Raw genomic sequence first — 26,211 nt, forward strand, 5'->3', positions numbered from 1 at the left:
TTAAAGGTTCTTTATATTTACGTTCAACAATTTGTTCTTATTAAATATCACCTGGTAAAACGTCTGCTATATGCACTATTTCCAACGCCTACTGTATATCAGTATAGTACTGGTATGCGCCATGAGTTTAGCCCAAGCCCAACTCATCCCTGCTCCACAACTTGCAAAAGACATCCCTGCTGATGCTCAAGAGTTTGCTATAGGATCATGTGACATCAACTTTGCTGTTAGCTCTGATTTTAGCAACTCAGCCGTTGGCACCACGGCTCCTTGTGCGGGCTTTGCTCTAGGAACCATCCAAGAAGATGCCTGGGCTAAGTTTACCACTCCTACTACTGGCGGTAACTTTGTAATAAGATATACCAATACTACTGAAGATGCTGTAGTATTGGTGTATGATGATAATGCCGGAACGCCCAACACACTTATGGGATGCCAAAACAACATTCCTGGTACTGGAACCGAGTCGTTGGAGCTTAACCTTACCGCCAATACTGTCTATTGGGTTCGAATACTAAATATAGGTGCCAATGAAGGAATGAATGGGAAATTATGCTTGTTTCGCCAACACCGCAACGACACCCAGGCTGCTGCATCTACCGCCCCTTCTTTGCCTATAGGCTCTTGCAATGTACAATTTGATATTGATGGTAATAACAGTGGTTTTGGTGATGTAGGCATAGGTTGTACAAGTATTCAACCCTCAGTTACCAATAACCGTGATGGTTGGGTAAAAATTGATGCTACAGTAGGACAAAATATTGCAGTAGAGTACCAAAGCGACAATGGGTCTAATTATCCAGGAATTGTGATATATTATGACAATAGCGGACTACAACTAGATATAGATGGTGTGACAGCTGGTGACCAAACCGCTTGTTATGATGGTTTACCTCCTACCTCTTCGTTTGCCAAGGTAGACTTTACTGCAGCCCAAACAGGTACTTACTACATACGCATACTCAATATGGCAAATGCCAATATCATGGAAGGTTCATTGTGTGTATACGAAAACACGGTAAAAGCCCATGCGACTGCTTGTAGTGCCGAAGCCACCAAGTTGGTAAATGGTGATTGTAATGTGCAATTTAATGTATATGGTGGAGCTTTTAATAATAACCTGGGAGCGCCTACTGTAAGCTGTGCAGCTCCGCCGGGTATACCATCAGAGGCTTGGGCGTCATTTGATGGTACTGCAGGCAATACTTATACTATTTTGTATGACAATGATAATAACGATGCGAGCGAAGCCATTGATGTAGCATTGGTGGTTTATAGAGCCAATGGCACAGCTTGTGGAGCCCCTGCGTCGCTCACCGAAGTAGTTTGCCGTAACAAAATCAACGAAGGTACCGAAGTAATAGAGTTTAACGCTCCCAATACTGATACTTACTATATTCGAGTAGTCAATGTGAGCGACCCCACCACCAGTAATACTGTTTTTGGTAGTTTATGTTTTTATGAAGGCACCACAGTGCGTGACGATCTGTGTACTTCGTCATCTGCAGTAGGTGTAGGTACTTGTGGGCTTGCTTTCAATATTACTGACAAATACATCAACAATGAAGGACGTAATGCCCCCAGTGCCTGTAGTGGTACCACCGTAAGTGCATCTACTTCAAGCTACCGCGATGGCTGGATGAATTTTGTAGCTTTGACCGACCGTACTCGGATAGAGTACAACGAGACTGGTAGCCAAGACGCAGTATTGGCTATTTATACTGGCGACTGTAACGCATTATCGTTGGTGAGTTGTGTAAACGCGGTAACTGATGGCATAGAAGCCATTGAAATTAATACTAATCCTAATCAGGTATATTTTATTCGGGTAATTAACATTACCAACAGTGGTAACATGAACGGAGATCTTTGTATTACCAATGTATTGGTAGATGATGCTTGTAGTGGTTCTTCTATTAGGGAAATATTGGTGGGGTCTTGTAACCAAAAAGTAAGTATTGCTGCTACAACAGATGCAGGCGCAGGAGATGCGTCTGGCATGGGCGTACAAGGTTGTGGAAGTCCTACACCTGCCAAAGATGTATGGTTTAAATTTACTGGAAACGGAGGGGATATTACTATTCAGTATGAAAACCAGGAAAATACCAGTAACCCCCTGATTGAGGTATACTATAATGTATCTTCGGTTAATTGTCCAGTACCATCTAATATTGGTGCTTTTACCCCATTCTGTGCCAATGATTGTAATACCAGTGCTATACAAACCGAAACTGTAACGATACCCACTACCGTAAACGGACGTACTTATTTTGCGCGTATTGTAAACTTGGATGAAACCGCTATGACTGGCTTGGTTTGCATATTCAACAGCAGTGATGTACCTCAAACTGGCACCCCAGTAGACAGGAGCCCTTCCAATGCTTGTACAGCTGCCAACACTATTCAAGTGGGCGATTGTGGGATGCGTTTTAATATTCCTGTAAGTACTGGCATTTGTGCAACACCTTCAGTGTCACACTTCGATAATTCAGGTACATCGCTTGGAACTTGTGCTCCTGCCCACCCGATAGGCACACCTACTGCCGATGGTTGGGTTAAATTTACGGCTACTGCCGGGCAAGACTACACTGTAACTTATGATAATAACAATCAATTACTGACCCCTTCTAATGATATAGCATTGGCTGTATACGATGGTAGTGGTGTAGCCTGTGGCAGTTTTACGGCTACCCAATTCATAGCTTGTGTCAACGATGTCAATGGGGTGGGCTTAGAGCAGTTAAAGTTTACTGCACCATCTACTGGAGATGTATACATAAGGGTAATGAATGTATCAGGGAATAATACCACTACCTATGGTAAACTGTGTTTATTTAGTGGTGACAGTAGAGCAGTAGATGCGTGCAACCTCGCTACAACTCCTACATTTACATTAGGCGAAGTAGACATTCCATTTAATATCTCAGATGATTTTACCCTACAAACTACTCCTTCGGCTGGGGTAGCAAACTGTGTGTTTACCAGTGGTAACAACCGCGCCCGTAAAGATGGTTGGGCATCGTTCGACTCTGGGGCTACAGCTGATACCATCAGTGTGGTATACAACAACGACGATGGCGACTCGGTAATAGAGCTTGATCCTGACGTAAACAATGCTGCTTTGGTAGTATATGAAGTGCCTCAAACCGACCCGGCACCTTGTACCAATATGGTAAGGGTGGGGTGTGCCAACGTAGTAGGCGAGGGAAGCGAAACCCTTACTTTTATAGCCAAACCTAATCACCGATACTTTGTCCGGGTCATTAGCACACGTTTTACAAGTACTATGCAGGGCAAACTGAGCATATTTGTATATAGTAGTTGTAACCTGGGAGATGAGCAAGTCAGAGATGGAGATTTCACTAATTTCCCTAAAAACTCTATCGATTTAGGAACCACCTTTACTTACACTGCTGCCAACCTAAAGGCTGTTCAGGAAAAGCATGTATTTGCTACCCAATACGGTTATCGCCAACATACAGGTCATAGCGGCGAAATGGGCGGTCCCTCGCATTATGGTGTAGCAAGTAGTGCTCGACGTTTATTTGAGCCATTCTTCTCTTATGGCTACCGTTACAATGGGTGGGGGGCAGCTTATGATGCATATTGTAACAATGGAAGCCCTGGACATGGTACTGATGCTTGCCCAAAAACTACTGCGCCGCCAGAAAGTAACAACGACGCCAACTTTTTTGTCACAGACGGGTTAAGCGATCGGGCAAAAATATGGTGTCAAACCATACCCATGGCTGCAGGAACCAATCGCTATTATGTATTTTCGGGTTGGTTCAATAGTTTGATTCCAAGTAACCGTAGTAACCTGGATGACCCTCAAATACGCATTACAGTATGTGAAGGTAAAGGGTTGTATAATCCAGCGCTTACGGCTACTGCCAACGAAGCTGCCGGAAACTTATCTGGGGTAACGCTTACCAGTGCACAAGCTACTAGTGCTGGCATGTATACATTATCGGGTACTGAGTCTACCGCTGATGTAATGCACCGCCCTGTTCATCCTGGGGTTACTTGGGATAAAGGTAATCCTATTTCAGCTTATGGAGCTGCCAGAGCTTGTAACCCAGGTAATTTGAAAGTAATTAACTCAGATGTGTTTTTACCTGAATCTCCTGACAACTGGGTAGCCATGCAATGTATTTACCAAGTACCCGATGATGTTACTCATGTCAATTTATGTCTGGAAAACATTTCTTCTACACAAAACGGTAACGATTTTGGCATTGATTTGCTATCATTTCGTCAATGCCTCAATGGTGCTGCTATAGCCAATACACTGAATCGTATTAGTTGTGAACTAGGCAACGATCCTACAGTCTTGGGGATTCCATTGACTGTACAAATGCTGCATTTTGATGGTAAACTGAGAAAAAATAAAGTGTTTTTGAACTGGCTCACCAGTAGCGAAACCAACCTGAGAGAGTATGAAGTTCAAAGAGCGGTATCAGGTGGTAAGTTTAGAACAATAGCTACAGTAACAGCTAAAGGAAACCCTGATACGCCTGCTTTGTATGATTTTATAGATAACGACTTACCAGTGGGCGAAGAGTTTGTCTATTATCGTTTAAACGCCATTAATCAAGATGGTACCCATGGATATAGCCCAATGGTGGAAATTAACATCAACACTATTAACAAATTGAACCTGAAGTTATCGCCTAACCCAACTGTGGCAGGCAAAGACATACAACTCACGTTTAATGCGCCAAAGGCTGGTACTGCTACCTTGAATATAAGCAATATGATGGGAGTAAGGCTGACCACACAAAGTATACAAACCAGGGCAGCAAAAAATGTACTTACACTGGATACCACTGGTTTAAAAGCAGGGGTATACATAGTACAAGTGGTCATGGGAGAAGTAAGAGAAGCTAAAAAAATAATAGTGCAGCACTAATCTATAACTGCCAAATAAGAAGCCGGAATTGATTAACTCAATTCCGGCTTTTTTTGTATAGAATACTTTTGGTTATGACTTTACTTTGATAGAGAGGGCAAAAAAGGCAAATTCATCTCCCATGTTTTTGATACTTGCTTCTATTTCATCCGATACCAACGCTATTTGTACCAAACCAATGCCTGCCCCCCGGCTTTCTTCCTCTGAAGGAGCATCGCGTAACTCACGTTTGTATGCGCGCAATGCTTCCCGGTCTAATGATTGAATAGCATCAAATTTTTTCAGCAAAGAGTTGATTGATTTTCGTATAATCAGGTTACCAGACAATATTTTGATGTGGTCTTTTAGTTCTACTACTACGATTGTACCCACCTTATCTTTGTTGCCAAAGTGATTGACTTCTTTAGAGTAAAAAAGGATATTTTGAGTCACTTCCATAAAAATACTAAATACTTTTTTACTCACTTTCTTGTTATCCTGCAGTTTTTGCCTTACATCTTTTCCAAACTCAGACAACAAGACATTGGTAATAGGGCCTTTGTAAGATAAAATAACCCTTTCTTTACTTAAAAGGCTGTAATGATTAAAAAAATCAAAGTTTTCTTGGTTAGATGAGGTTAAAGTATCAGCCATTGTCATGCTTTCGTCAAATTTAGTTGTTATATTGTTGAAATGGGTAACTAGTGTTGTCTTAGTAAGATACACTTTATTTTGTGAAATATAAAAAAAGCTGGATTTTATTAGGTAAAACAAATTATGGGACAGGTATGTCAACATAAACGATATAAAAATAAAGGATAACCTTTAAGGATAAAAGTAAGTTATCATCACATGATTGAAGTAAAAGTAAACAGTACATTGTATTTTAAATACACTAACCTATCTCAATACAAGCGCCTCATCCAATTTGTATCTACTCGCAAAGGAGGGGTAAGTAATGATCCTGGCAAAGGTTTGAATGTGGGTTTTCATATACATGATGCACCAGAAAATGTAATTAAAAATCGTGAAATTCTTGCTACAGCCCTGAACATATCTCCACAGTCTTTCTGTTTTCTTCACCAAGTACATAGTAATAAAGCGGCAGTAGTAAGCACAAAAGACCGAGGGCGAGGCACTACCACCTATGAGGATAGTATAGCTGATACAGATGCGTTAGTGACGAACATACCGGGTATATGTCTCAATGTATTGAGTGCTGATTGTGTGGGGATATTGTTTTATGATCCCGTAAAAAAAGCTATAGGTGCTGCACACTCTGGGTGGAAAGGAACAGTAAAAAAGATTGCTGCCCAAACTATTCAGTGTATGCATGAACAATTTGGCTCTGAGCCTAAAGACATACTGGTGGGTTTGGGTGCAGGCATCAGCCCTGAAGTATATGAGGTAGGCGAAGTAGTAGTAGAAGCAGTACAAGCAGCTTTTGGTACTACAGATGGAATGATCAGCCATCATGCTATGACAGGAAAAGCACATTTTGACCTTTGGGCAGCGATAAAGCGTACCTTAACTGAGGCTGGAGTACCTGCTGATAATATAGAATGTGACCAGCTTTGCACTTACCGCCATCCAGCATTGTTTTTTTCTTACCGTCGAGATCAGGGTAAAACGGGTAGGTTTGTTTCGGGAATCATGTTACAGGAAGAATAAAAAAAGATTGGAGCCTCTTATGAAACCCCAACCTTTATCTAAATATCAAAATCTGTCCGCAGTTTGATTTATATATGCTTATCGCCCAAACTGATCAAATGTAAAAGTAATGTAATACATTCCTCCAATAGCTGCGGCACCCAACGCCTGAGTATAGTATTGGTTGAAAATATTAGAACCACCAATTTTGGCCGTAAACCCTTGGCGCACCTTATAAGTCAATTGAGCATCAAACGTATTGAATGTGCCTATTGTACCTGTAATATTTTGCCCGCTTAGAGCAAACAAATAGTTAAATTCGCTTTGCCATCTCCAGGCCAGGTTAAACCCTAACTTCTTGGTTAACTTACGATTACCAAACGAAATGTTCACTTTATGCTCTGGGGTGTTAAAATTTGGCACAAAACCCACGGGCAATTCATCAATCAACGTAGTCCAGGTATAATTGGCGCTTGCGGTAAAACCTTTGCCAAAGGTATAGTTTGTACCGAAAGTAGCTCCCTGAGTACTAAATGTTCCTGGTAAGTTTTCGTAAAAAGCATAAATCACCCCATCAGAAGCCAACACCCCTCTGGACAAATCTAACCCAATAAAGTTGGTATAAGTATTTCGGTTGTAGCTTGCATCTACAAACAATGCAGGGGTGAGCATACCTTTATAACCAAACTCCATAGAAGTAACTTGTTCTGGTTTTACAAAAGGTATAGTAATAGGCTCGCCTGTGGCACTAAAGGTGTTCACATCAAACCTGGTTCCGGTATGAGCAGCATCCAAGAAACCTTCTCTACCCCCAGCAAGCACTAATACTCCGGGTACTATAGGAAAAAATATAGATTGCTCCTGAAAAACTGGGTTCTTAAAACCTGTTTGGTAAGAGGCACGGAAGTTATGCTGTTTGGTAGGGCTAAACACCAAAGAGGCCCTGGGAGTTACCAGCCCATCAAAGAATTCACTCTTGTCATAACGTCCAGAAGCTACTACTTTCAGTTTTTCATCAAGAAATGATTTAGTAATTTGAATATAACCACCTATGTCATAATAACTTACTGGCCCTTTGCCTGGAGCATCGTCAAAGATGGTTCCGTTAGATTCTACTTGAAAACGACGATAACTAGCGCCTACGGTTACCCCTACCACATCATTAAACAATGACGTAAAGTCATACTGCCCTTCTACATGACTAATGCGTCCTTCTTCTATAAAAGCTCCTCCACCTTCGGCGGGTATTTTATTTTTGATGGTTTCAAATTCAGGCGAGTTCATTGTCAGCCGTCCTTTATCAGCGGCGGCACGCGCCAATGCGTGGTTTCCACCGTTGCTGTTGTAAGCCGTAGTGTAGTCGGTCAGCCAGGTCGTATTATCTTTACTTTGGTTTTGCAATAAGGTAGCAGCTGTATTTAAATCATAAGAGCCATTACCCGCTCTTTGGTCCATATTATAAGCCCGTAAGAAAAAATTACTCCCCTTTAATTCCAGCTTGTTGATCACAAACTGAGGACGGTAACTATAGCGGTTCCCCCCGCTCAATATTCCGTTCCCCTCAGCATACTTCACCATATAAGACGCTTCAATCTTATCTGTAATACGGTAGTAAAGCGTGGCATCCGCCCTGAGGTTTTGCACGTCATAGTTGGTAAGCTCTGATTCTTTGTAACCAGTACGGTGAATATTCAGTCCCCCTACTTGCCCAATAGCCGCCTCATCACCGTAGGTATTGATTGCATTCCCATTGATGGAGGTTTCGTTGCTGCTGCTTACTGCAAACAATCTGTCATTGTTCAATGCAAGCAAACGTTGGTCGTCAGCTGCCCAGTCTCTGGCTTTTAGGTAAGAAAAGTTTACCTTGACGGCGAATTTATTGGATAATTTTTTGCCATAACGCAACGCAATTTCAGAATAAGGCGAGGCTTCTTCGTCTACTGTGGTCGTATTTACATTATTGAAGCCTTGCTTCATCTGCACCGTAAGTCCTTCGTAAAAGAAAGGGTTTTTACTGGTCATGTTCATTACTCCATTAAAAGCATTGGGCCCATACAGAGCAGATGCAGCCCCAGGCTGAATCTCAACACTCTCTACGTCTATGTCGTGGATACCCGCGATGTTTCCAAAAGGAATACTCAAAGCAGGGCTTTGCATGTCCATCCCATCGAAACGTTGCACAAAACGAGTTTGGTAAGGACCCCCAAAACCACGGGCGTTAACCATTTTGATCAACATTCCACTAGGCACCAAGTCTACCCCTTTCATATTGGCCAGTCCATCATAGAAATTGTCAGCGGGAGTGTTTTGTATATCCAGAATATCCATTTTTTCAATAGATACTGGCGATTGCAAAATGCTTTCTTCTACCCTCGAGGCAGTTACTACTACCTGCATAGTAACAGATATTTGATCCTTAAGGGTAATGTCCAGGTTTTGACTACTGCTGGAGACGTCAATTACCTTGGTCTCGTAGCCTACACCAGAAACTTGAACCTTGAATGGTGGAGCAGCATTGGTAGTAAAGGTAAACTTTCCGTCTAAGTCGGTAGCAGCACCCGTTACAGTACCTTTTACAATGACATTGATACCAACAAGACCTTCGCCTTTTGCATCTTTGACTGTACCTGATACAGTAGTTTGGGCAAAACTGGCAAAACTTACAAGTGTAAAAAATAGAAGTAGTACAGCTGTAGTTTTATTGAATATGCGCTTCATAAAATATTGAATTTAACAAGTATATAATAATAAACCATTTTTAGTTACATCAATTGTTCGAGATAATTTGCAAAGAGGTATAATTTGCCGGATTGTTCACACTGCTAGTCTAACCTTGTCTCAATAACCCTAATTTGGCACATGCATAGTGCTGGCAAATTGTTTTTTCAAAAATATGAAACACTTGTGGGGAATCACTCGTTAAACATGCCTTTTTCGCATATTTTAGAGTGTATAATCGCAATATCTGGTCTCCTGGTGTCAATAATAAACAAATATTGTTCTAAATTCACATTTTAGAGAATTTTATTTATCTATAAAAATATTGTTTTTGATAGTGAAAACATAAAGTTTACTTTACCAATAGTCATTCAGTCAATATACACTCTGAGGGGTAAGCGTAGAACACCCAGGTAAAATGCCAAATGTTATTGCTGTCACTGTTGGCGTTAAAAAGGCAAACTGAATGGTTTATAAAACAAACTTTCAAATGAGAGTTAAAAAAAGGAAAGGTTTTATGGGGCATTAATATTGGTGAGCAAAACAAGTAGGGGTAAGCTTATTTAAAAACTAAAAAAACAAGGGTTCAAAAACCTTGGTAGAAATTAGAACCCTTGTTGGTGGGGAAACTCTTGTAGTATTAAATATACCTATCGCCCAAACTGGTCAAACGTAAAAGTAATGTAATACATTCCTCCAATAGCTGCGGCACCCAATGCCTGGGTATAGTATTGGTTGAAAATATTAGAACCACCAATTTTAGCCGTAAACCCTTGGCGCACCTTATAAGTCAATTGGGCATCAAACGTGTTGAATGTGCCTATTTTACCTGTGATTGTTTGCCCACTTAGGTTAAATAAGTAGTCAAATTCACTTTGCCATCTCCAGGCTAGGTTAAACCCTAACTTATCCGTCAGTTTACGGTTACCAAACGAAACATTCACTTTATGCTCTGGGGTGTTAAAACTGGGAGCAAAGCCCACCGGTAACTCATCAACCAATGTAGTCCAGGTATAATTAGCACTAGCGGTAAAACCTTTGCCAAAGGTATAGTTTGTACCGAAAGTAGCTCCCTGAGTACTAAATGTTCTTGGTAGGTTTTCATAAAAAACATAAATTACTCCATCAGACGCCAACACTCCTCTGGATAAGTCTAAGCCAATAAAGTTGGTATAAGTATTTCGGTTATAACTTGCATCTACAAACAAGGCAGGGGTGAGCATCCCCTTATAGCCAAACTCAATAGAGGTGACTTCTTCTGGATTTACAAAAGGAACAGTAATAGGCTCACCCGTGGCACTAAATGTGTTCACATCAAACCTGGTTCCGGTATGGGCAGCATCTTGAAAACCTTGTCTACCCCCGGCAAGTACCAATACTCCAGGTACTACAGGGAAAAAGATGGATTGTTCCTGAAAAATAGGGTTTTTAAAACCTGTTTGGTAAGAGGCGCGGAAGTTATGCTGTTTGGTAGGGCTAAACACCAAAGAGGCTCTGGGAGTTACCAGCCCATCAAAGAATTCACTCTTGTCGTAACGTCCAGAAGCCATTACCTTTAACTTATTGTCAAGAAACGACTTGGTTACTTGAATATACCCACCTATGTCATAATAACTTACTGGTCCTTTGCCCGGAGCATCGTCAAAGATGGTTCCATTAGATTCTACCTGAAAACGACGGTAACTGGCGCCTACGGTTACCCCTACCACATCGTTAAATAATGAGGTGAAATCATATTGTCCTTCTACATGACTAATACGTCCTTCTTCTATAAAAGCTCCTCCACCTTCAGCAGGTATTTTATTTTTGATGGTTTCAAACTCAGGTGAGCTCATTGTCAGCCGCCCTTTATCAGCGGCGGCACGCGCCAATGCGTGGTTTCCACCATTGCTGTTATAAGCCGTAGTGTAATCGGTAAGCCAGGTAGTATTGTCTTTACTTTGGTTTTGCAATAAGGTAGCAGCTGTACTTAAGTCATAAGAGCCTCTTCCCATTCGTTGATCCATGTTGTAAGCTCGTAAGAAAAAATTACTTCCTTTTAACTCCAGCTTATTAATTACAAACTGAGGACGGTAACTGTAACGGTTACCTCCACTCAATACCCCATTACCATCGGCATACTTCACCATATAAGATGCTTCAATCTTATCGGTAATGCGGTAGTAAAGCGTAGCGTCAGCTCTGATGTTCTGTATGGCATAATCGGTAAGTTCAGACTCTTTATAACCAGTACGGTGAATATTTACACCACCTACTTGTCCAATGGCTGCTTCATCGCCGTAGGTGTTGATTGCATTCCCATTGATGGGTGTTTCGTTGCTGCTGCTTACTGCAAATAATCTGTCATTGTTCAATGCAAGCAAACGTTGGTCATTGGCTGCCCAGTCTCTGGCTTTTAGGTAAGAAAAGTTTACCTTGACGGCGAATTTATTGGATAATTTTTTACCATAACGCAACGCAATTTCAGAGTAAGGAGTAGCTTCTTCGTCTACTGTGGTCGTATTTACATTATTAAAGCCTTGCTTCATCTGCACCGTAAGTCCTTCGTAAAAGAAAGGGTTTTTACTGGTCATGTTCATTACTCCATTAAAAGCATTGGGTCCATACAGAGCAGACGCCGCTCCAGGCTGAATCTCAACACTTTCTACGTCTATATCGTGAATGCCTGCGATGTTTCCAAAAGGAATACTCAAAGAAGGGGTTTGCATATCCATCCCATCGAAACGTTGTACGAAACGGGTTTGGTAAGGACCACCAAAACCACGGGCGTTGACCATTTTGATCAACATTCCACTAGGCACCAAATCTACCCCTTTCATATTGGCCAATCCATCATAGAAATTGTCAGCGGGAGTATTTTTTATATCCAGGATATCCATTTTTTCAATAGATACTGGCGATTGCAAAATGCTTTCTTCTACCCTTGAGGCTGTCACTACTACCTGCATAGTAACAGATATTTCTTCTTTAAGGGTAATATTCAGGTTTTGACTACTGTTAGAGACATCTATTATTTGAGTTTCGTAGCCTACACCAGAAACTTGAACCTTGAACGGTGGAGCAGTATTGGTAGTAAAGGTAAACTTTCCGTCTAAGTCGGTAGCAGCACCCGTTACAGTACCTTTTACAATTACATTGATACCAACGAGTCCTTCACCGTTTGCATCTTTGACTGTACCTGATACAGTGGTTTGGGCAAAACTGGTAAAACTTACAAGTGTGAAAGATAAAAATAGCACACCTGTAATTTTATTGAATATGTGCTTCATAAAATATTGAGTTTAACAAGTATATAATAAAAAACCATTTTTAATTACATCTAGTATTCGAGATAATTTGCAAAGAGGTATAAGTTGCCGGATTGTTCACACTGCTAGTCTGACCTTGTCTCAATAACCTTAATTCGGCACAGGCATAGTACTGGTAAGCTGTTTTTTCAAAAAGATGAAACATTTATGAAGGATCACTCGTTAAATATGCGCTTTTCGCATATCTTAGAGTATTTAATCGCAATATCTAGTCTTATTTTGTCAATAATAAACAATTATTATTCTAAATTCACATTTTAGAGAATATTATTTAAACCTTATTAATGCTTTTCTTTCATAAAAACTTACATCTTTTTACCTCCCTTTATTATTCGTTAAGCACGGCTGAACGAGCATTTTCACCTCTCCCAAAAGTGCAACACATTACTTCATTTTTATTCAGGGAATAACACTTGTGCTTTATATATATTATTGTACTTTTTTTATGTTAAATTTATATTTTGAAGCAAAAAATTACATACTACTACAGATTTTATTCAGAATTGTCCTATAAATTTATTCTCTAACTTCTGACGTGAAAAAATGAAAATTTTAATAGTGGAAGATGAGCAACAACTTACTGCAGCTTTGGTGAGTTACCTCAAAAATGAAGGATATGTATGTGAGAGTGTATTGAACTTTGAGCAAGCAACTGAGAAGGTTCACCTGTATGATTATGACATCGTGATTCTGGACATTGGCTTGCCCGACGGCAACGGTTTGGACCTGCTTAAACTCTTGAAAAAGTTACGTTCTCAGGCAGGAGTGCTCATTATTTCTGCTAAGAATTCGTTGGATGATAAGTTGGCTGGATTAGATTTGGGGGCAGACGATTACATTACCAAACCTTTTCATCTGGCTGAACTCAACGCCCGTATCAAATCTATATTACGCCGTAGAAACTTTGAAGGTAACCATGAAGTGATATTTCAAGAGATCAGGGTAAATACTGACAAGTTTGAAACGCTGGTAAATGAACAATTGGTAGTGCTTACTCAAAAAGAGCAAGAATTATTATTGTATTTTATTAGTAATAAAAACCGGGTGCTTACTAAAGAGTCGATAGCAGAACATTTATGGGGCGACCACATGGATATGGCTGATTCTTTTGACTTTATCTATACACATATCAAAAATCTACGCCGTAAAATCGCTCAAAAAGGAGGCAAAAACTATTTACAGACAGTGTATGGCATTGGGTACAAGTTTACCTGTATTTGATTAACCCAAGTGACCATACACAAGATATACTCACCAATGAAATTACTCACTAAAACTACGATTTATTATGTACTGATTGCCACGCTTGTATTTGGAGTGGGGGGCACTGTTACCTATTACACAGTTTTATCGCTTATCAATGAAGACATCAGTGAATATTTTGATCGGAAAGAATTGAATTATATGACTAAAATAGCTTCGGGAAGGTTTACTCCCCGTACTCATAAAGCTCACGGACATAGCCACCATAAGGGGGTAAAACACGATTACTTTCATCATCACTTCGAAGAAACCGACCAAAACCTCAAGTTATTTCACTATGGCAAAAGTCACAACATTTACCAATTTATTACACCGCCAGCCAAAATAACTTCTGAAATAAACGATACAACTTTGACAATGGGGGAGTGGCAGATCAGTGTGAGGCGTAAATGTGTGGTGCGAAAAGTGAAAAATGCCTACTATAAAATATGTATCTATAAATCTTTAGAAGAAGCTGACGACGAAATAGAAGCTGTCATTGGCACTGTGGTTTACTTATTTGTATCGTTACTTATAGTAATGTTGGTCGCAAATTATTATTTATCACGTCGTTTGTTGCAGCCTTTTCATCAAACACTTGGTGCTATCAAGGGTTTTAGGGTAACCAATGCTGTCCCTCTTGAGCTTCAACGGTCAAATATTCTTGAGTTTGAGGAGTTGAACACTCTAGTACTTGATATGACCGATAAAATAAGGGATGATTACCGAAATTTGAAAGAGTTTACCGAAAATGCTTCCCACGAGATACAAACCCCCCTGGCAATTATCAAATCCAAAATAGAACTTTTGATCCAGTCATCGCTGAATGATGAGCAAATGCAACATCTGCAATCTATTTATGAGGTGTCTAACCGACTGTCGAAAATAAACAAGGCATTATTGTTATTGGCTAAAATAGAAAACCAGCAATTTCAGCAAACCCATACCATTGATTTGAGCGAATTGGTAACAAAGCACCTGCAAAACTTTCAGGAGTTGATAGAAATGAAAAATATTTGTTTGAAAACCGACTTGCAAACAAGTGCTCAAATTAGTTTTAACCCAGTATTGGCCGATGTACTCATTTCTAACTTGTTGAGCAACGCCATTAGGCATAATTATCAAGGAGGGGAAATTATAGTAGGCCTGGCACACAATGTACTGAAGATAAATAACACTGGCACAACAGACGGTATCAAGGGTGAGGCAATGTTTGAACGCTTTAAAAAAGGGAATAACGCTAACAACTCGGTGGGTCTGGGGTTATCCATTGTAAAAAAAATATGTGATACCAATCAAATAGACATTGTGCATTTGTACAAGGCGAGCGTGCATGAGTTCCAAATCACGTTTTAGCACTTGAATTTGTTTTTAACAAACCAATATCACACTTTTCTTCAAGAGTTGTGCAACTTAATAGTGGGCAACCACATCTATACTATAAGCACCTTCTACAGTTACTACAAGAACTCGTCTTTTACCCAGGGATTCTACAAACAATATATTTGACCCTTTGTAATACTCTTTTTTGTGTAGCCCTACCCTCAATATAAAAAACAGGATGCAAGCATTTTATGCATTAAAAAAGTGAGCCAACAAGGTAAAAGTGGTCATTTTTACTTACATCCTAAAAGTCAACGCGAGTTCAAAGTCTAAATCTTTACATTTTTGTTATATTAAAAATATTTTGATCATCTATTCATTCAGATACTGTCTACCGTGAAGATAACCAAAGCAATTTTTTGTATCATTATTGGGTTTTTGGGTACAGTTACTGCCCAAACACTGCCCAACGATTCCTGGCAAAAAACGCAAGCCAAGGGCAAAGGTACAATCACTGTACTGTGGCACGACACCAAACCCTTTCATTATTATGATGAAGCAGGCAAGCATACTGGCATCGATCATGACCTGATGGTAGCGATGACACGTTTTGTTGAAGCCAAATACAAGGTAAAACTTGACATACACTGGCACAAAGCCCAAACCTATGCCGAATTTTATAACAATATAAAGGATGGAAGTGGAGGCATATTTGGAGCTGCGGCATTCTCAATTACTCCTGAGCGTAAAAAAGTCATGCGTTTTTCGCCAACTTATATGCCCGATATTGAAATTATTGTGTCACACCCTGAGTTGCCCACTTTTAACAGCATAGGGGAGTTGATCAACTCTCCTGATTTTACAAAGTATACGGCTGTTTCGGTCAAAAATACCACCTTTGACAAAAGCCTTGTAGCCCTCAAAAACAAGTTAGCCCCCAACTTGTCAGTAAAGTATGTGACCAATACCCACGAGATTGTTCAAACGATCAACCAAAACCCCTATCACTTTGGCTACATACATTTGCCCATATATGCCTTGGCGCTAAAAAATGGCTTACGTCTGAAACGCCAAAAACTTTTACAGATTCAACGGGAAGGGTATGCAGTGATGTATCCACTAAAAAGTGACTGGGAAAAGGTGATAGATGAATTTTTTAATAGTGCTGAGTTTAAACCCTTGATTAACAAGATTACCAAACAACATGTAGGCGCGCAGGTAAAAGACCTGATATGGGATGTATCGGCAAAAAACAATAAAGAACTTGCTTTGCTTACCAAAGAAAATGAGCTGCAAAGCCTACGCCTAAAGAAAAATCAACTAGAGATAGAACAAAGCAAACTGCGTTTAGAACGACAGGCTTTTTACCAGGTAATGCTCATTGTAGGGGTGGTGATTATACTTATTCTGGGGGTCGTGCTTTATAGTCGTTATCAGATCAAGCAAAGAAGTAATCAAGCATTGCGGGACAAAAATACTGAAATAAAAAAACAGCGGGATGAAATAGAACTCATGCATACCGAGCTCAAGGATAGTATTTCGTATGCACAACAAATTCAACAGGCAATGATGCCTCACCAAACCCGGCTTACTCAGGCATTTCCCGAAAATTTTGTTATTTACCGCCCCAAGGAGATGCTCAGTGGCAATTTTTATTGGCTCAATGATCGACAAAACTTAAAACTACTTGCCGTAGCCGATTGTGCCGGACGTGGAGTACCAGGGGCTTTTCTTACAATGATGGGTACTTTGATGCTCAATCATGTGGTAAGAGAGAGTAAGCGTACCACCCCACAAGATGCACTCACGTTGATGGATAAACTAGTGCAGCGTACCTTGACTTCTGATGCGGCAAACCTGGCCATTGATATTTCGCTGTGTTGCATAGATTACCACAAAAAAATAATCAAATTTACAGGTGCTCATAGTTCACTTTTTATAGTAAATAATGGTAGGTTAAAACAAATTAAAGGAGATAAACATCCGGTAGGTAAAGGTTTGTACAATGCTCAAAACCCACTGACTATGAACTTGATTGAGTTTGAAGAGGGCGATGTACTGTATTTGTTAACCAATGGTTTTCAGAACCAACTTGGTGGGGATAATGGGCATAATAAAAAGTTCATGCTTCTCAGAATCAAAGATTTACTGGTAGAAATTAACAGTCAACCGTTGGAGGAACAAAAGCAACGTCTCGAAAATGAACTGGAAAAATGGCAAGGACAAAATGAACAAACGGACGATATTTTGATGTTGGGCGTACAGCTTTAGTTCAAGGTAAATTTTATAGGGATAGTAAACTTGGTCTTTACAGCTACTCCTCTTTGTTTGCCTGGTATCCACTTAGGCGCAGTTTTTAATACTCGTATTGCTTCTTCGTTACATCCTGCCCCAATGCCTTTCAATACTTTGAAGTGGGTAAGGTTGCCCTCTCTTGTCACGATAAACTCCACGAAAACTTTGCCCTCTATACCCAGTTGACGGGCTTGAGTGGGGTATGCAAGGTTTTTAATCAAGTGCTTATAAAATAAATGATACCCTCCTACAGGTTGGGGGTGCTGCTCGATAAAAAGTGTACAGCCAATGATTTGACTACCCCCACAACTTATCGGAGGATCAAGCGAGTCAATGGGAGGGACAGGTAAGTCGCATGATACAATGTCAATGTCCTTCACTTCCTCTATTGTCAACTCCTTGGTTGGTGTGGGTACAAAAGGCGTAGGTAAAAGCTTTTGTCCAAGATCTTCTTCAGACTCAAACTTCTGATATTTCTTTATTTTTTTTATCTGGTGGTTTATGGGTACAATTACTGGAGAATGCACCACAGGTGCGGGTAAAAGCTGTAGAGCAATAGCTTCAGTTTGATCAGAGGCGGTTATGTCAATAGGAGCTAGGGCTATTTGTATCTTCCATTCAAACGCCACTATAGTTACAAAACAAGCCAAGGTAAAACCTATAGAAAAAAACAGCCCCCCGTTTTCGGTAGGGCTGTTTATACTACGCGATTGCTTATTTATATCACTGGGTTTGTTCAGCTTATTTTCCATTGTTCAAAATAATATTGAGTGTTCAATCGTGTTTTTAGTGGTTGTTCAAACGCTTATTTTATGTATTACACTTTTACTGATTTTCGATTTTAACGCAAGCTAAACTTAATGGGTAGCGCACGACGCACTCGTACTGGATTGCCTCGTTGCTTGCCAGGGTTCCATTTAGGGGCAGCTTTCAATACTCGTACAGCCTCTTCGTCGCAACCCGAACCTATTCCCTTCAATACTTTAATGTCGGTAAGGCTACCATCTTTCTCTACCACAAACTGGATGTATACTTTGCCATCTACTCCCATTCGGCGTGCTTGAGGAGGATATTTTAGGTTTTTTTGCACATATTTATAAAACGCAGGATAACCACCTTTGGGAACTGCTTTCACCTCTGAGGTTAAAAATATGGTTACATCTGGTTTTTCTTCTTTGATTACCGGAGGGTCTGTTTTTTTGAGCAAAACTGGTGGAGCTGGAGGTAAAGAATCGATTGGCTCAAACACTATAGCTATTGTATCCAGTATATCATCATCGTGTACTTCTACTATTTCTGGTTGTTGGATCACTGCTGGAGGAGGCGGAGGTTTTACATCAGTGATAGGAATCTCTATCAATTCTTCAAAAGATTCATCTTCTGTAAATTCCACTTTTGTAATTTCTGCATACGATTTCCACTCAAAAGCTGAAATCACAAACAGACAAGTGATCACGAGCCCTATAGTGAAAAATAAACCTCTTTTGCGGGTCAAGTCTACTTGCGGGTTTTTTTTAGTTTCCATAGTGTTTAGTGTTTAAATACGGGTTAAAACTTAATGGGTAGTTAAGTAACTATTTTTTTAGTTGATATAATCAAAAAATAAACCCTTACCTTTTATCAAGTATAAGAGCTATTAGATTTGCTTACGATACAAATTAACTAAAAGTTTAATTGAAAAACTAATTTTTTAGTTATAAATATTGAAATAAGTAATTGTCAATTATTTATTCGCCCAATATTTAGCCAAGGATTTTGTCGGTATACAAAGGTTACTTACCAGGGTATTTAAACAATTGAGGGTTTACCTTTGCATTGGTTACAATATCGCTTTTTGTAAAATAAAGGGCTGAATACCCTGGTTTTTGCACGCGTTTTTTGTGAGAAAACCACCTACTGCCTACCTGCTTATAGTCATCATAATAGATGTATTGCCATAAATTTTTAGAACCTTTCTTTATTCCAAATTTTGTCTTGGTTATCCTCAACATCAATAGGTGGATATCAAAAAAAAGGTGTTCCACTGTTCCATTCTTTTGAATAGTCTTCAGTTGATGATACTCCTCACCTTTAACCTTAACAATCCCCATATACTTTATTTTGTGTCCCTTCTTCTTGTAGTCAAGATAATAAGGCTGTAAAGATGGGCGCACAATATTGTTTTTGAGAAGCACAGTTTTTTCATTGGCTTTTTTGTACCAAGAACGTTTGCCATCACTTACAGTAACGATGCCGCCAAAACCCTTGGTTGTTTGTCGCCAAGCATTTGGGTGCAAATGAGTTACTTGATACGTTGATCGGCTATGAAGCGTTACCAAGAATAGTTTATAAGTAATAGAGCGCAACTGCCGCCACTGGTCTTTGCCTCCAATAGCTTTGAAATGTGCCTCCAGAATATCGTCAGCAGTTTGTGCCTGAGCAAATTGGCTGACTCCTAAGAACAGCGAGGTAAATAAAAAGAGTTGAAATGTTTTTTTCATGGTGTGTATTAGAGTTTATATAACTTGTTAAGTTAAGGAACTTATTCTATATAAATTCTATTTTACAGATAAAGGTATAGCCATTCGATCAGTTACTTAGTAACGTGCTCAAAATAAGTTTTTAGTTTTTAGGATAAATACGCGCAACTGACTGAGGCATTTAGCTATCGGTTTTGCGCTCAAGGCAACATCCGGGGGATGTTGAGCCAGACCGTGGGACGGTACTACGGGCAATAAAAACTTACAGTCCCGGCGGAATTGCCGGGGTAACGAAAGACAGTAAAGCGAACCGCAGAACGAAGTTCAAGCTCAGCGAAGGTAATTTATTCTAAATCGGACAGCTTCATTTCTTATCGGGGTTATTGTTAAGGGCTACGCCCGAAATCCCGTTCACGGGGCGAACACGTTACTTAGCCCAAACAGGCAATACTCCTCGTTGAATGTCAAATACATAAGGCAATACAGTATTGGCAAGCAATGCCAACAGCAATACTGCAATAAGGTTGAGCCAAATACCTACTTTCACCATTTGTGATACTTTGATATGCCCACTGGCAAACACTATAGCATTGGGGGGAGTAGCCATAGGCAACATAAATGCACAACTAGAAGCTATGGTTACCGGAATGGTCATCCAGAGAGGGTTTTCGTTGAGCCCCACCGCTATACCCGCTACCACAGGCACCAGTACTGCCGTAAGCGCTACATTGCTCATAATCTCGGTCATAAACAACATCAAGGCGATAAGAATCAGAAAAATCATAGGAATACTCAATGAACCACTCACCACGCCTACTCCATCGCCTATCACCCCAATAATCCCTACTTTAGACAAGGCTGTAGCCAGGCTTAAGCCCCCACCAAAAAGAAGTAAAATCCCCCAGGGTAAACGCTCAGTATCTTTCCATTCCAGCACAAATACCCCCTTTTTATAATCTACCGGAGTTACAAACAATGCTACAGTAGCCACCATAGCAATGGTAGCATCGGTGAGTTTCCAGGCAGGAAAAGCGTTATTCAAGGCATTTTTGAAAATCCAAGCCAACGCAGTGGTTAGAAACAATGCCAAAACTATACGCTCGGCTTTACTTACTTTGCCTAATTTAGCAAGTTCATCTTTAATCACTTGTTGGGCACCTTCAAAATTTCCCAACCGATTGGGGTACAGTATTTTTACCAAAAACAAATAAGTAATCCCTAACAAAACCAACATCAACGGAAACCCAAAAGCCAACCACCGGGCAAAGTCTATAGTATAGCCAAACTTTTCGTTAAGTATACCCGCCAATACTGTGTTGGGTGGCGTGCCTATAATGGTAGCAATGCCGCCAATATTTGCTGCATAAGCAATCCCCAACATCATAGACAGTGAAAAATAACGAGTGCCTTTGCTCAAGGGTTGGTTAGGTGCTTTGCTACGCAAAATCTCAATAACAGATACACCAATGGGCAACATCATTACAGTAGTGGCAGTGTTGCTGATCCACATGCTTAAGGCAGCAGTGGCCAGCATAAAACCCAGAATAATACCGTTGGCGTTGGTTCCAGTGAGGCGCACAATATTCAGGGCAATGCGCAAGTGTAATTTCCACTTTTCGAGGGCAAGGGCTAACATAAAACCTCCCATAAACAAGAATATAATAGGGTTGGCATAAGAGGCAGCTGCTTCTTTGATGGGTAATACACCTGCCAGTGGAAACAATACGATGGGTAAGAGAGCCGTTACTGGCAAAGCAACTGCTTCAGTGACCCACCAAACGATCATCCAGGTGCCCACAGCCAAGGCATGAAAAGCAGGTACACCCAGAAATGGGGTTTCAGGTGTAACCCAGATAATGAGCAAAAAAAGTAAAGGGCCAGCAAAGAGTCCTAATTGTCGGCTTAAGGGAATGGCAGTATTCAAATCAGTTGGTTTTAAATGAAAGGTCAATTTGATATTTAAAACCGTGAAATACAAATTATCATAGTGCTATGTATATGCGCATAAATGTTTACTTCAGGTTGGTTTAGCTTGTATGTTTGCAAAGCAAAAAAACATACAAAGTGGACAAAAATTTGAACCTTGAAAAAAAACGTTTCTCAAAAAACTATACTTTTCAGGTTTCTGAAAACCTGGAAGTCATGACGAGTGCTTTTATCCAGAGCCAAGGTAAGACAACCCTGGTATTCCTTGCCTACCTTTTACTTTTTTGCCATTTTGTTGATTGCATAAGATACTGATACCATAAAATAACGACCAATGGTTTGTACTTGACTTTCTTCTACATAGTTGAGATTACTGGTGCGGTCAATGCCTTGGTTACGATTCAGAATGTCAAACGCAGTAAACTTCATTTGCAGGCGGTTTTTAAGCATAGATTTGGCAATTGAGGCACGCAGTACAGGTACAGTTTGCGCCCCATTCTGAAATGCTTCGCCAGTATATACCGATTGAGTAAAGGAGACTTCCAGGTTCCAGGTTTTGCCTATGTCCAAGTCTCCTTGTACATAGTAATCTTCTTGTATGAAAGATCGGTTAAATCCTGCTGTTTCTGAATAAGTTGTCACATTTTGGCTAAACTTTGCCCCAATTCTGATATCCATTCGTCGTTTTTTGAAATTTTCCAGGCGTATATCTATCGAATGACGCTGGCGTTGTATGGTATTTTGAACGTCGTTTATAAAAACCAGCCCTTGGTTAAACATCCCGTTGACCTGAAGGTTGACTTTGGCGTACATCCAGCGCAAAGGTGTATTAAAAGCTAAGTAGCCATTGGTATTGGCATCATAAGCCACATTTATTGGCGCCAATAGCTGATTAAGGTTGGCGTCGGTATTTACCTTATTCGTTATTTTGTTTTGTGTATAACGCCCCGCTAAGTTGGCCATGAACAGGGTGCCCGAAAACATGTCAAATGAATAATAAGCCAGCCGTAAACGGTGTACAAACTCTGCCGCTAAGTTGGGATTTCCCTGATAAATATTGGCAGGATTGCTATTGTCAACTACAGGTTGTAGTTGTTGCATGCTTGGGGCTTGTATCAAAGTACGGTAATTAAAGCTCAGGTCACGGTTATTATCTATATTCCAGCGAAAACGCAAACTGGGCAATACATTCAAAAAGTGGCGGTTGATGCGGGTTTCGGAGGTAGTAATAACCCCGTTGAGCGACGAGTATTGTGCGCTGGCGCCTACAGTCAGGTTAAAGTTTTTGCGGTTATACATCCAGCTTAGTGTGCCTTGGTCGTAGGTATAGTCGTTGTTGTAGCGGTTGCTTAAACTATCGAGGTAGTACTCAATGTATTGAGGGGGTTGGCTTATATCATAAAAATCTTTGATTGAGGCATTGTTATAATTGTTACGATGATACTTTAGCTCCAGATATTTACCCTTGCCCAGTGGTTCTATAAATGCAGCTTGTAAATCATAGTTATAGCGTTCATTATGCAAGGCTTGCCGTTGGCGAATGGCGGTGGCAGGCAAGCCCAACAGGGTTTGTACATTATTGAGTTGATCGTTGCCCTCAATATTTTGCAAGCCAACTTGCCCACTTAAAGTGAGCGAACGCCCTTTGGAGTTAAACCTTTTGCGGTATAGTGCCCGTACCTTCACCCCAATTTCCTGGCTGTTGCCCAATGTCTGGCTATTGGTGTTGTTTTGGGCAACACCTTCTTGAGTAGTTTCGCTTAAACTAACATTAGTATTGTTGCCCTGATTATACATTATATCAGTTGATACCCGTAAACGTTGACTTTTGCTAAGTTTATGATCCAGTCGCAAGTTTAGTCGATTATTCCAGTTTTTGAGTACTCGGTTTTGTTGTGCGTTGGTCAGAAAACTACTAGAGTCTGAGAAAGTTTCGCGAAAAGAACGTTGGTTGATGTCGCTACGAATCGCATTGAAAAAGTAATTGGCATGTAGGCTGGTACGCTTGTTCAAATCTACATTCAGGTTGGCGCCTGCGGCACTGGTAGTGGCTAAAGCCTGGTTGTTGTTGAGCTGTAGCATAGCCCCCAAACCACTGCTACCATTAATGCTAATATTGCCCCCCTCGTTGCCCAAACTTTCTAGTCCTCCCATAAAATTGATATAATCCATAAAAGAAAAAGGGCGCTCATTGATATTATTGGTAGTACCCAATAGCGAAAGTTGACTAGTAGCGTTAAAACGATTGAGGTTAAACTTGCCTTTGTAGTGATCATTGGTGCCATAACCTGCTGTTGCATTGCCAAAATACCCTTGCTTATGATCCTTTTTCAGCTTAAGGTTGATAGTTTTTTCTCGGTTGCCATCGTCTACCCCTGTAAACTTCGACATCTCCGATTGGTCGTCAAATACCTGTACTTTGTCTATAGCATCTGCGGGTAGATTTTTGGTGGCAATTTTAGGGTCTTTGCCAAAAAACTCTTTGCCATCTACCAATACCTTTTGTACCTCTTTACCTTGTGCTTTTATTTTTCCATTACGGTCTACCTCTATGCCTGGCAGTTGTTTGAGTAGCTTTTCTACATTTGAGTGAGGGGTTGTTTTAAAAGCTTGAGCGTTATATTCAATCGTATCTTTTTTGATCACAATAGGTATACGGTCTTCCTTAACTACTACCTCATCCAACAAAGCTTTGTCTTCTTGAAGCTGTACTTTGCCTACCTCATAGTTTTGCCTTTGGGCAATAGTCAAAGCTTTTTTAAAAGGCTTAAAACCAGTAAAAGACACTTGAAGTACATACTTGCCTTGCTTTACCTTTTTTAGTAAAAAATTACCCTGAGTATCGGTAGTGGCAAACTTGGCAAGCAACGAATCGGGCGATGTCACCAATACTACAGTGGCTCCTGGCAACGCTTTGCCGTGAGCATCGCTAATTTTACCGTGAATATTTTGAGCCTGGGCACAAAGCCCCCAGCCTGTGAGCAATAGCCACAGGTATATTGATAGATTGTTCATGGGAATATGGTATGGATGGTTAAGAAGCAAGCACCAATAAGATGCTCACTTCCAGTGTATATGGTATAATGGGTAAGGCGGGAGAAGGAGGGTTAATTTCCGTTGATCTTGATAGTGCCCCCTTTATTTCTGTATCTTTCTTTCATTTCTTTCAGCTTGCGTTGTTGGATTTTCTTAAACTGCTTGCGACTTACCTTTTTCCCTTTTTTAGGGGGAGTAATAGTACCTTTGTCTAGCTTTTTGAGATTTATCTGGGTGGCAGTGGTGGTGGTAGGCTCCGATTTTTCGCCATCGTCTTTAATTTTAATACTGCTCAGTTCCAAAACCATTCCTGGCAATTGACCATATCCACGAGGACCCGATGCCACAGGAATTTGCATCGTAAACCAAGCCTCCGCTTCTTGTTTATCAGTTTTGAGCGTAGCACGACGGCATTCATAGCCCAAAATCTTCTTAGTTTCTGCGGTGAGTTTCCACTGAAGTTTCTGAGGGGCATCTTTGATTAAAAAACGCTTGCCCAAAAAAGTACGCATGTCTACCACCTGTTGGTTGGCAATATTGTAGTATAGTTGGTCATCGTTTTCGCCTCCCGCAAATTTAATTTTGATTTGAGCCCCTCCTGCACTAAATGATTGCTCGGTGGGTTGCTCCTCTTTGCTGGGCTTGGTTGGCTTGCGATACACCGACTCTTTGTCATTGAAAAATAACTGTTTTTGTGAAGTACGGTTTTGAATTTTAGCCAATTGCTCTTTAGACAACATATTTACAATGTCGCCAGTGAGCTTTACCTTGGTTTTGGTGGTATACAAAATGCTGCCTTCATTGTTTTGGGCATTTGCCAATAAAGGGAATGAGGCAATGAGTACCAACGTTAAGATTTTTTTCATGAGAGGGTATGTGTTTTAAGTTACCTCACAAAGATAAAACCTTAAGAAGAGCCATTTTTTTAACGAAAGTTAAAGAGTGTTAAAAGATGTTAAGCAGCATAAAACATTGTTCAATTGTTTGGTGATTTTATGTGAGGGGGGGCGCTCCTTCCAGGGGACTTACGAAGCCAGGTCTTTTGCTTGTGATTTGAAGCATCGATATTTATCAGCATCTAAGCTCGACTTTAGCCTTATGTAGCATACATTAATGCCTGCTGCATATGCTCGAGCAAATCTTTTGATATTGTTACTTTACACTCGCCTGTTTTTGGCGAGTGTGAAAAATTAAATTTATTCCAAAAAAGCCCCCTGGTGTAAGCCAGCGCATCACTAAAGGTTGGATACGGCTTTTTATACCAAGAAGTCTCGACAACAGGCAATTCGCCCATGAGTGCTTGCCTGTGAGCCATTAATGTGACTATAGAAAATAAGCTCATCAACGCAGGTGTTGTTCGCTC

Annotated in this window: 15 protein-coding genes; 5 read left to right on the forward strand and 10 right to left on the reverse strand. The window is 40.4% G+C overall.

Translation table 11 applies throughout. The features are described from left to right. Positions 1-70 precede the first annotated feature (70 nt). The gene (locus Q0954_RS01490; RefSeq protein ID WP_299452679.1) at positions 71-4,912 is read left to right on the forward strand and encodes a pre-peptidase C-terminal domain-containing protein; all 4,842 of its coding nucleotides are present in this window, start codon (positions 71-73) and stop codon (positions 4,910-4,912) included. 72 nt (positions 4,913-4,984) lie between these two features. Here Q0954_RS01490 and Q0954_RS01495 read toward each other — a convergent pair whose 3' ends face one another. Further along, a complete protein-coding gene (locus Q0954_RS01495; RefSeq protein ID WP_299452682.1) occupies positions 4,985-5,545 on the reverse strand; it encodes a SiaB family protein kinase in 561 nt (186 codons plus the stop codon). A gap of 198 nt (positions 5,546-5,743) precedes the next feature. On the opposite strand from Q0954_RS01495, the gene pgeF reads away from it, so the two are divergent. Continuing rightward, positions 5,744-6,562, forward strand: coding sequence for a peptidoglycan editing factor PgeF (pgeF, locus tag Q0954_RS01500; RefSeq protein WP_299452685.1), 819 nt, complete (start codon positions 5,744-5,746; stop codon positions 6,560-6,562). A gap of 78 nt (positions 6,563-6,640) precedes the next feature. Here the strand turns inward: pgeF and Q0954_RS01505 are convergent, their stop codons facing one another. Together Q0954_RS01505 and Q0954_RS01510 are read right to left on the reverse strand one after the other, a co-directional pair. Beyond that, positions 6,641-9,259, reverse strand: coding sequence for a TonB-dependent receptor (locus tag Q0954_RS01505; RefSeq protein ID WP_299452687.1), 2,619 nt, complete (start codon positions 9,257-9,259; stop codon positions 6,641-6,643). 650 nt (positions 9,260-9,909) lie between these two features. Continuing rightward, positions 9,910-12,528 carry a TonB-dependent receptor gene (locus tag Q0954_RS01510; protein ID WP_299452690.1) on the reverse strand — a complete coding sequence of 873 codons (2,619 nt, stop codon included), beginning with the start codon at positions 12,526-12,528 and terminating at the stop codon, positions 9,910-9,912. A gap of 582 nt (positions 12,529-13,110) precedes the next feature. Here Q0954_RS01510 and Q0954_RS01515 point away from each other — a divergent pair. The 3 genes from Q0954_RS01515 to Q0954_RS01525 all read left to right on the forward strand — a co-directional run bounded on the left by Q0954_RS01515 (position 13,111) and on the right by Q0954_RS01525 (position 17,403). Then, positions 13,111-13,788: a response regulator transcription factor gene (locus tag Q0954_RS01515; protein ID WP_299452692.1), complete on the forward strand. Its 678-nt coding sequence runs from the start codon at positions 13,111-13,113 to the stop codon at positions 13,786-13,788. 36 nt (positions 13,789-13,824) lie between these two features. After that, the gene (locus Q0954_RS01520; RefSeq protein ID WP_299452694.1) at positions 13,825-15,165 is read left to right on the forward strand and encodes a HAMP domain-containing sensor histidine kinase; all 1,341 of its coding nucleotides are present in this window, start codon (positions 13,825-13,827) and stop codon (positions 15,163-15,165) included. A 363-nt stretch (positions 15,166-15,528) separates the two neighbouring features. Continuing rightward, a complete protein-coding gene (locus Q0954_RS01525) occupies positions 15,529-17,403 on the forward strand; it encodes a SpoIIE family protein phosphatase (protein WP_299452696.1) in 1,875 nt (624 codons plus the stop codon). On the opposite strand, the gene Q0954_RS01530 is transcribed toward Q0954_RS01525, so the two are convergent. From Q0954_RS01530 to Q0954_RS01560, 7 genes are all read right to left on the reverse strand, one after another. After that, positions 17,400-18,179, reverse strand: a complete 780-nt coding sequence (locus Q0954_RS01530; protein WP_299452697.1) for an energy transducer TonB — start codon at positions 18,177-18,179, stop codon at positions 17,400-17,402. The two genes, Q0954_RS01525 and Q0954_RS01530, sit on opposite strands and share 4 nt — an antisense overlap. Positions 18,180-18,268: 89 nt before the next feature. Continuing rightward, entirely contained in the window at positions 18,269-18,952 is a 684-nt protein-coding gene (locus tag Q0954_RS01535; RefSeq protein ID WP_299452700.1) for an energy transducer TonB, read from the reverse strand. Positions 18,953-19,199: 247 nt separating this feature from the next. After that, the gene (locus Q0954_RS01540; protein ID WP_299452703.1) at positions 19,200-19,907 is read right to left on the reverse strand and encodes a hypothetical protein; all 708 of its coding nucleotides are present in this window, start codon (positions 19,905-19,907) and stop codon (positions 19,200-19,202) included. A 406-nt stretch (positions 19,908-20,313) separates the two neighbouring features. Beyond that, positions 20,314-21,810 carry a DASS family sodium-coupled anion symporter gene (locus tag Q0954_RS01545; protein WP_299452706.1) on the reverse strand — a complete coding sequence of 499 codons (1,497 nt, stop codon included), beginning with the start codon at positions 21,808-21,810 and terminating at the stop codon, positions 20,314-20,316. A 278-nt stretch (positions 21,811-22,088) separates the two neighbouring features. Continuing rightward, positions 22,089-24,827, reverse strand: coding sequence for a TonB-dependent receptor (locus Q0954_RS01550; RefSeq protein ID WP_299452708.1), 2,739 nt, complete (start codon positions 24,825-24,827; stop codon positions 22,089-22,091). A 92-nt stretch (positions 24,828-24,919) separates the two neighbouring features. Continuing rightward, positions 24,920-25,714, reverse strand: coding sequence for a GLPGLI family protein (locus Q0954_RS01555; protein ID WP_299452710.1), 795 nt, complete (start codon positions 25,712-25,714; stop codon positions 24,920-24,922). 230 nt (positions 25,715-25,944) lie between these two features. Further along, positions 25,945-26,211: hypothetical protein (locus Q0954_RS01560; protein WP_299452712.1), on the reverse strand; the 267-nt coding region annotated here is incomplete at its 5' end.

The sequence above is a fragment of the uncultured Microscilla sp. genome (assembly GCF_947493425.1).
Taxonomy (GTDB): Bacteria; Bacteroidota; Bacteroidia; order Cytophagales; family Microscillaceae; genus Microscilla.

What these genes read in the sequence shown, in the direction of transcription:
- Q0954_RS01490 (WP_299452679.1), top strand. Translation starts at nt 71, where the DNA reads ATGCACTATTTCCAACGCCTACTGTATATCAGTATAGTACTGGTATGC.
- Q0954_RS01495 (WP_299452682.1), bottom strand. Translation starts at nt 5,545, where the DNA reads ATGGCTGATACTTTAACCTCATCTAACCAAGAAAACTTTGATTTTTTT.
- pgeF (WP_299452685.1), top strand. Translation starts at nt 5,744, where the DNA reads ATGATTGAAGTAAAAGTAAACAGTACATTGTATTTTAAATACACTAAC.
- Q0954_RS01505 (WP_299452687.1), bottom strand. Translation starts at nt 9,259, where the DNA reads ATGAAGCGCATATTCAATAAAACTACAGCTGTACTACTTCTATTTTTT.
- Q0954_RS01510 (WP_299452690.1), bottom strand. Translation starts at nt 12,528, where the DNA reads ATGAAGCACATATTCAATAAAATTACAGGTGTGCTATTTTTATCTTTC.
- Q0954_RS01515 (WP_299452692.1), top strand. Translation starts at nt 13,111, where the DNA reads ATGAAAATTTTAATAGTGGAAGATGAGCAACAACTTACTGCAGCTTTG.
- Q0954_RS01520 (WP_299452694.1), top strand. Translation starts at nt 13,825, where the DNA reads ATGAAATTACTCACTAAAACTACGATTTATTATGTACTGATTGCCACG.
- Q0954_RS01530 (WP_299452697.1), bottom strand. Translation starts at nt 18,179, where the DNA reads ATGGAAAATAAGCTGAACAAACCCAGTGATATAAATAAGCAATCGCGT.
- Q0954_RS01535 (WP_299452700.1), bottom strand. Translation starts at nt 18,952, where the DNA reads ATGGAAACTAAAAAAAACCCGCAAGTAGACTTGACCCGCAAAAGAGGT.
- Q0954_RS01540 (WP_299452703.1), bottom strand. Translation starts at nt 19,907, where the DNA reads ATGAAAAAAACATTTCAACTCTTTTTATTTACCTCGCTGTTCTTAGGA.
- Q0954_RS01550 (WP_299452708.1), bottom strand. Translation starts at nt 24,827, where the DNA reads ATGAACAATCTATCAATATACCTGTGGCTATTGCTCACAGGCTGGGGG.
- Q0954_RS01555 (WP_299452710.1), bottom strand. Translation starts at nt 25,714, where the DNA reads ATGAAAAAAATCTTAACGTTGGTACTCATTGCCTCATTCCCTTTATTG.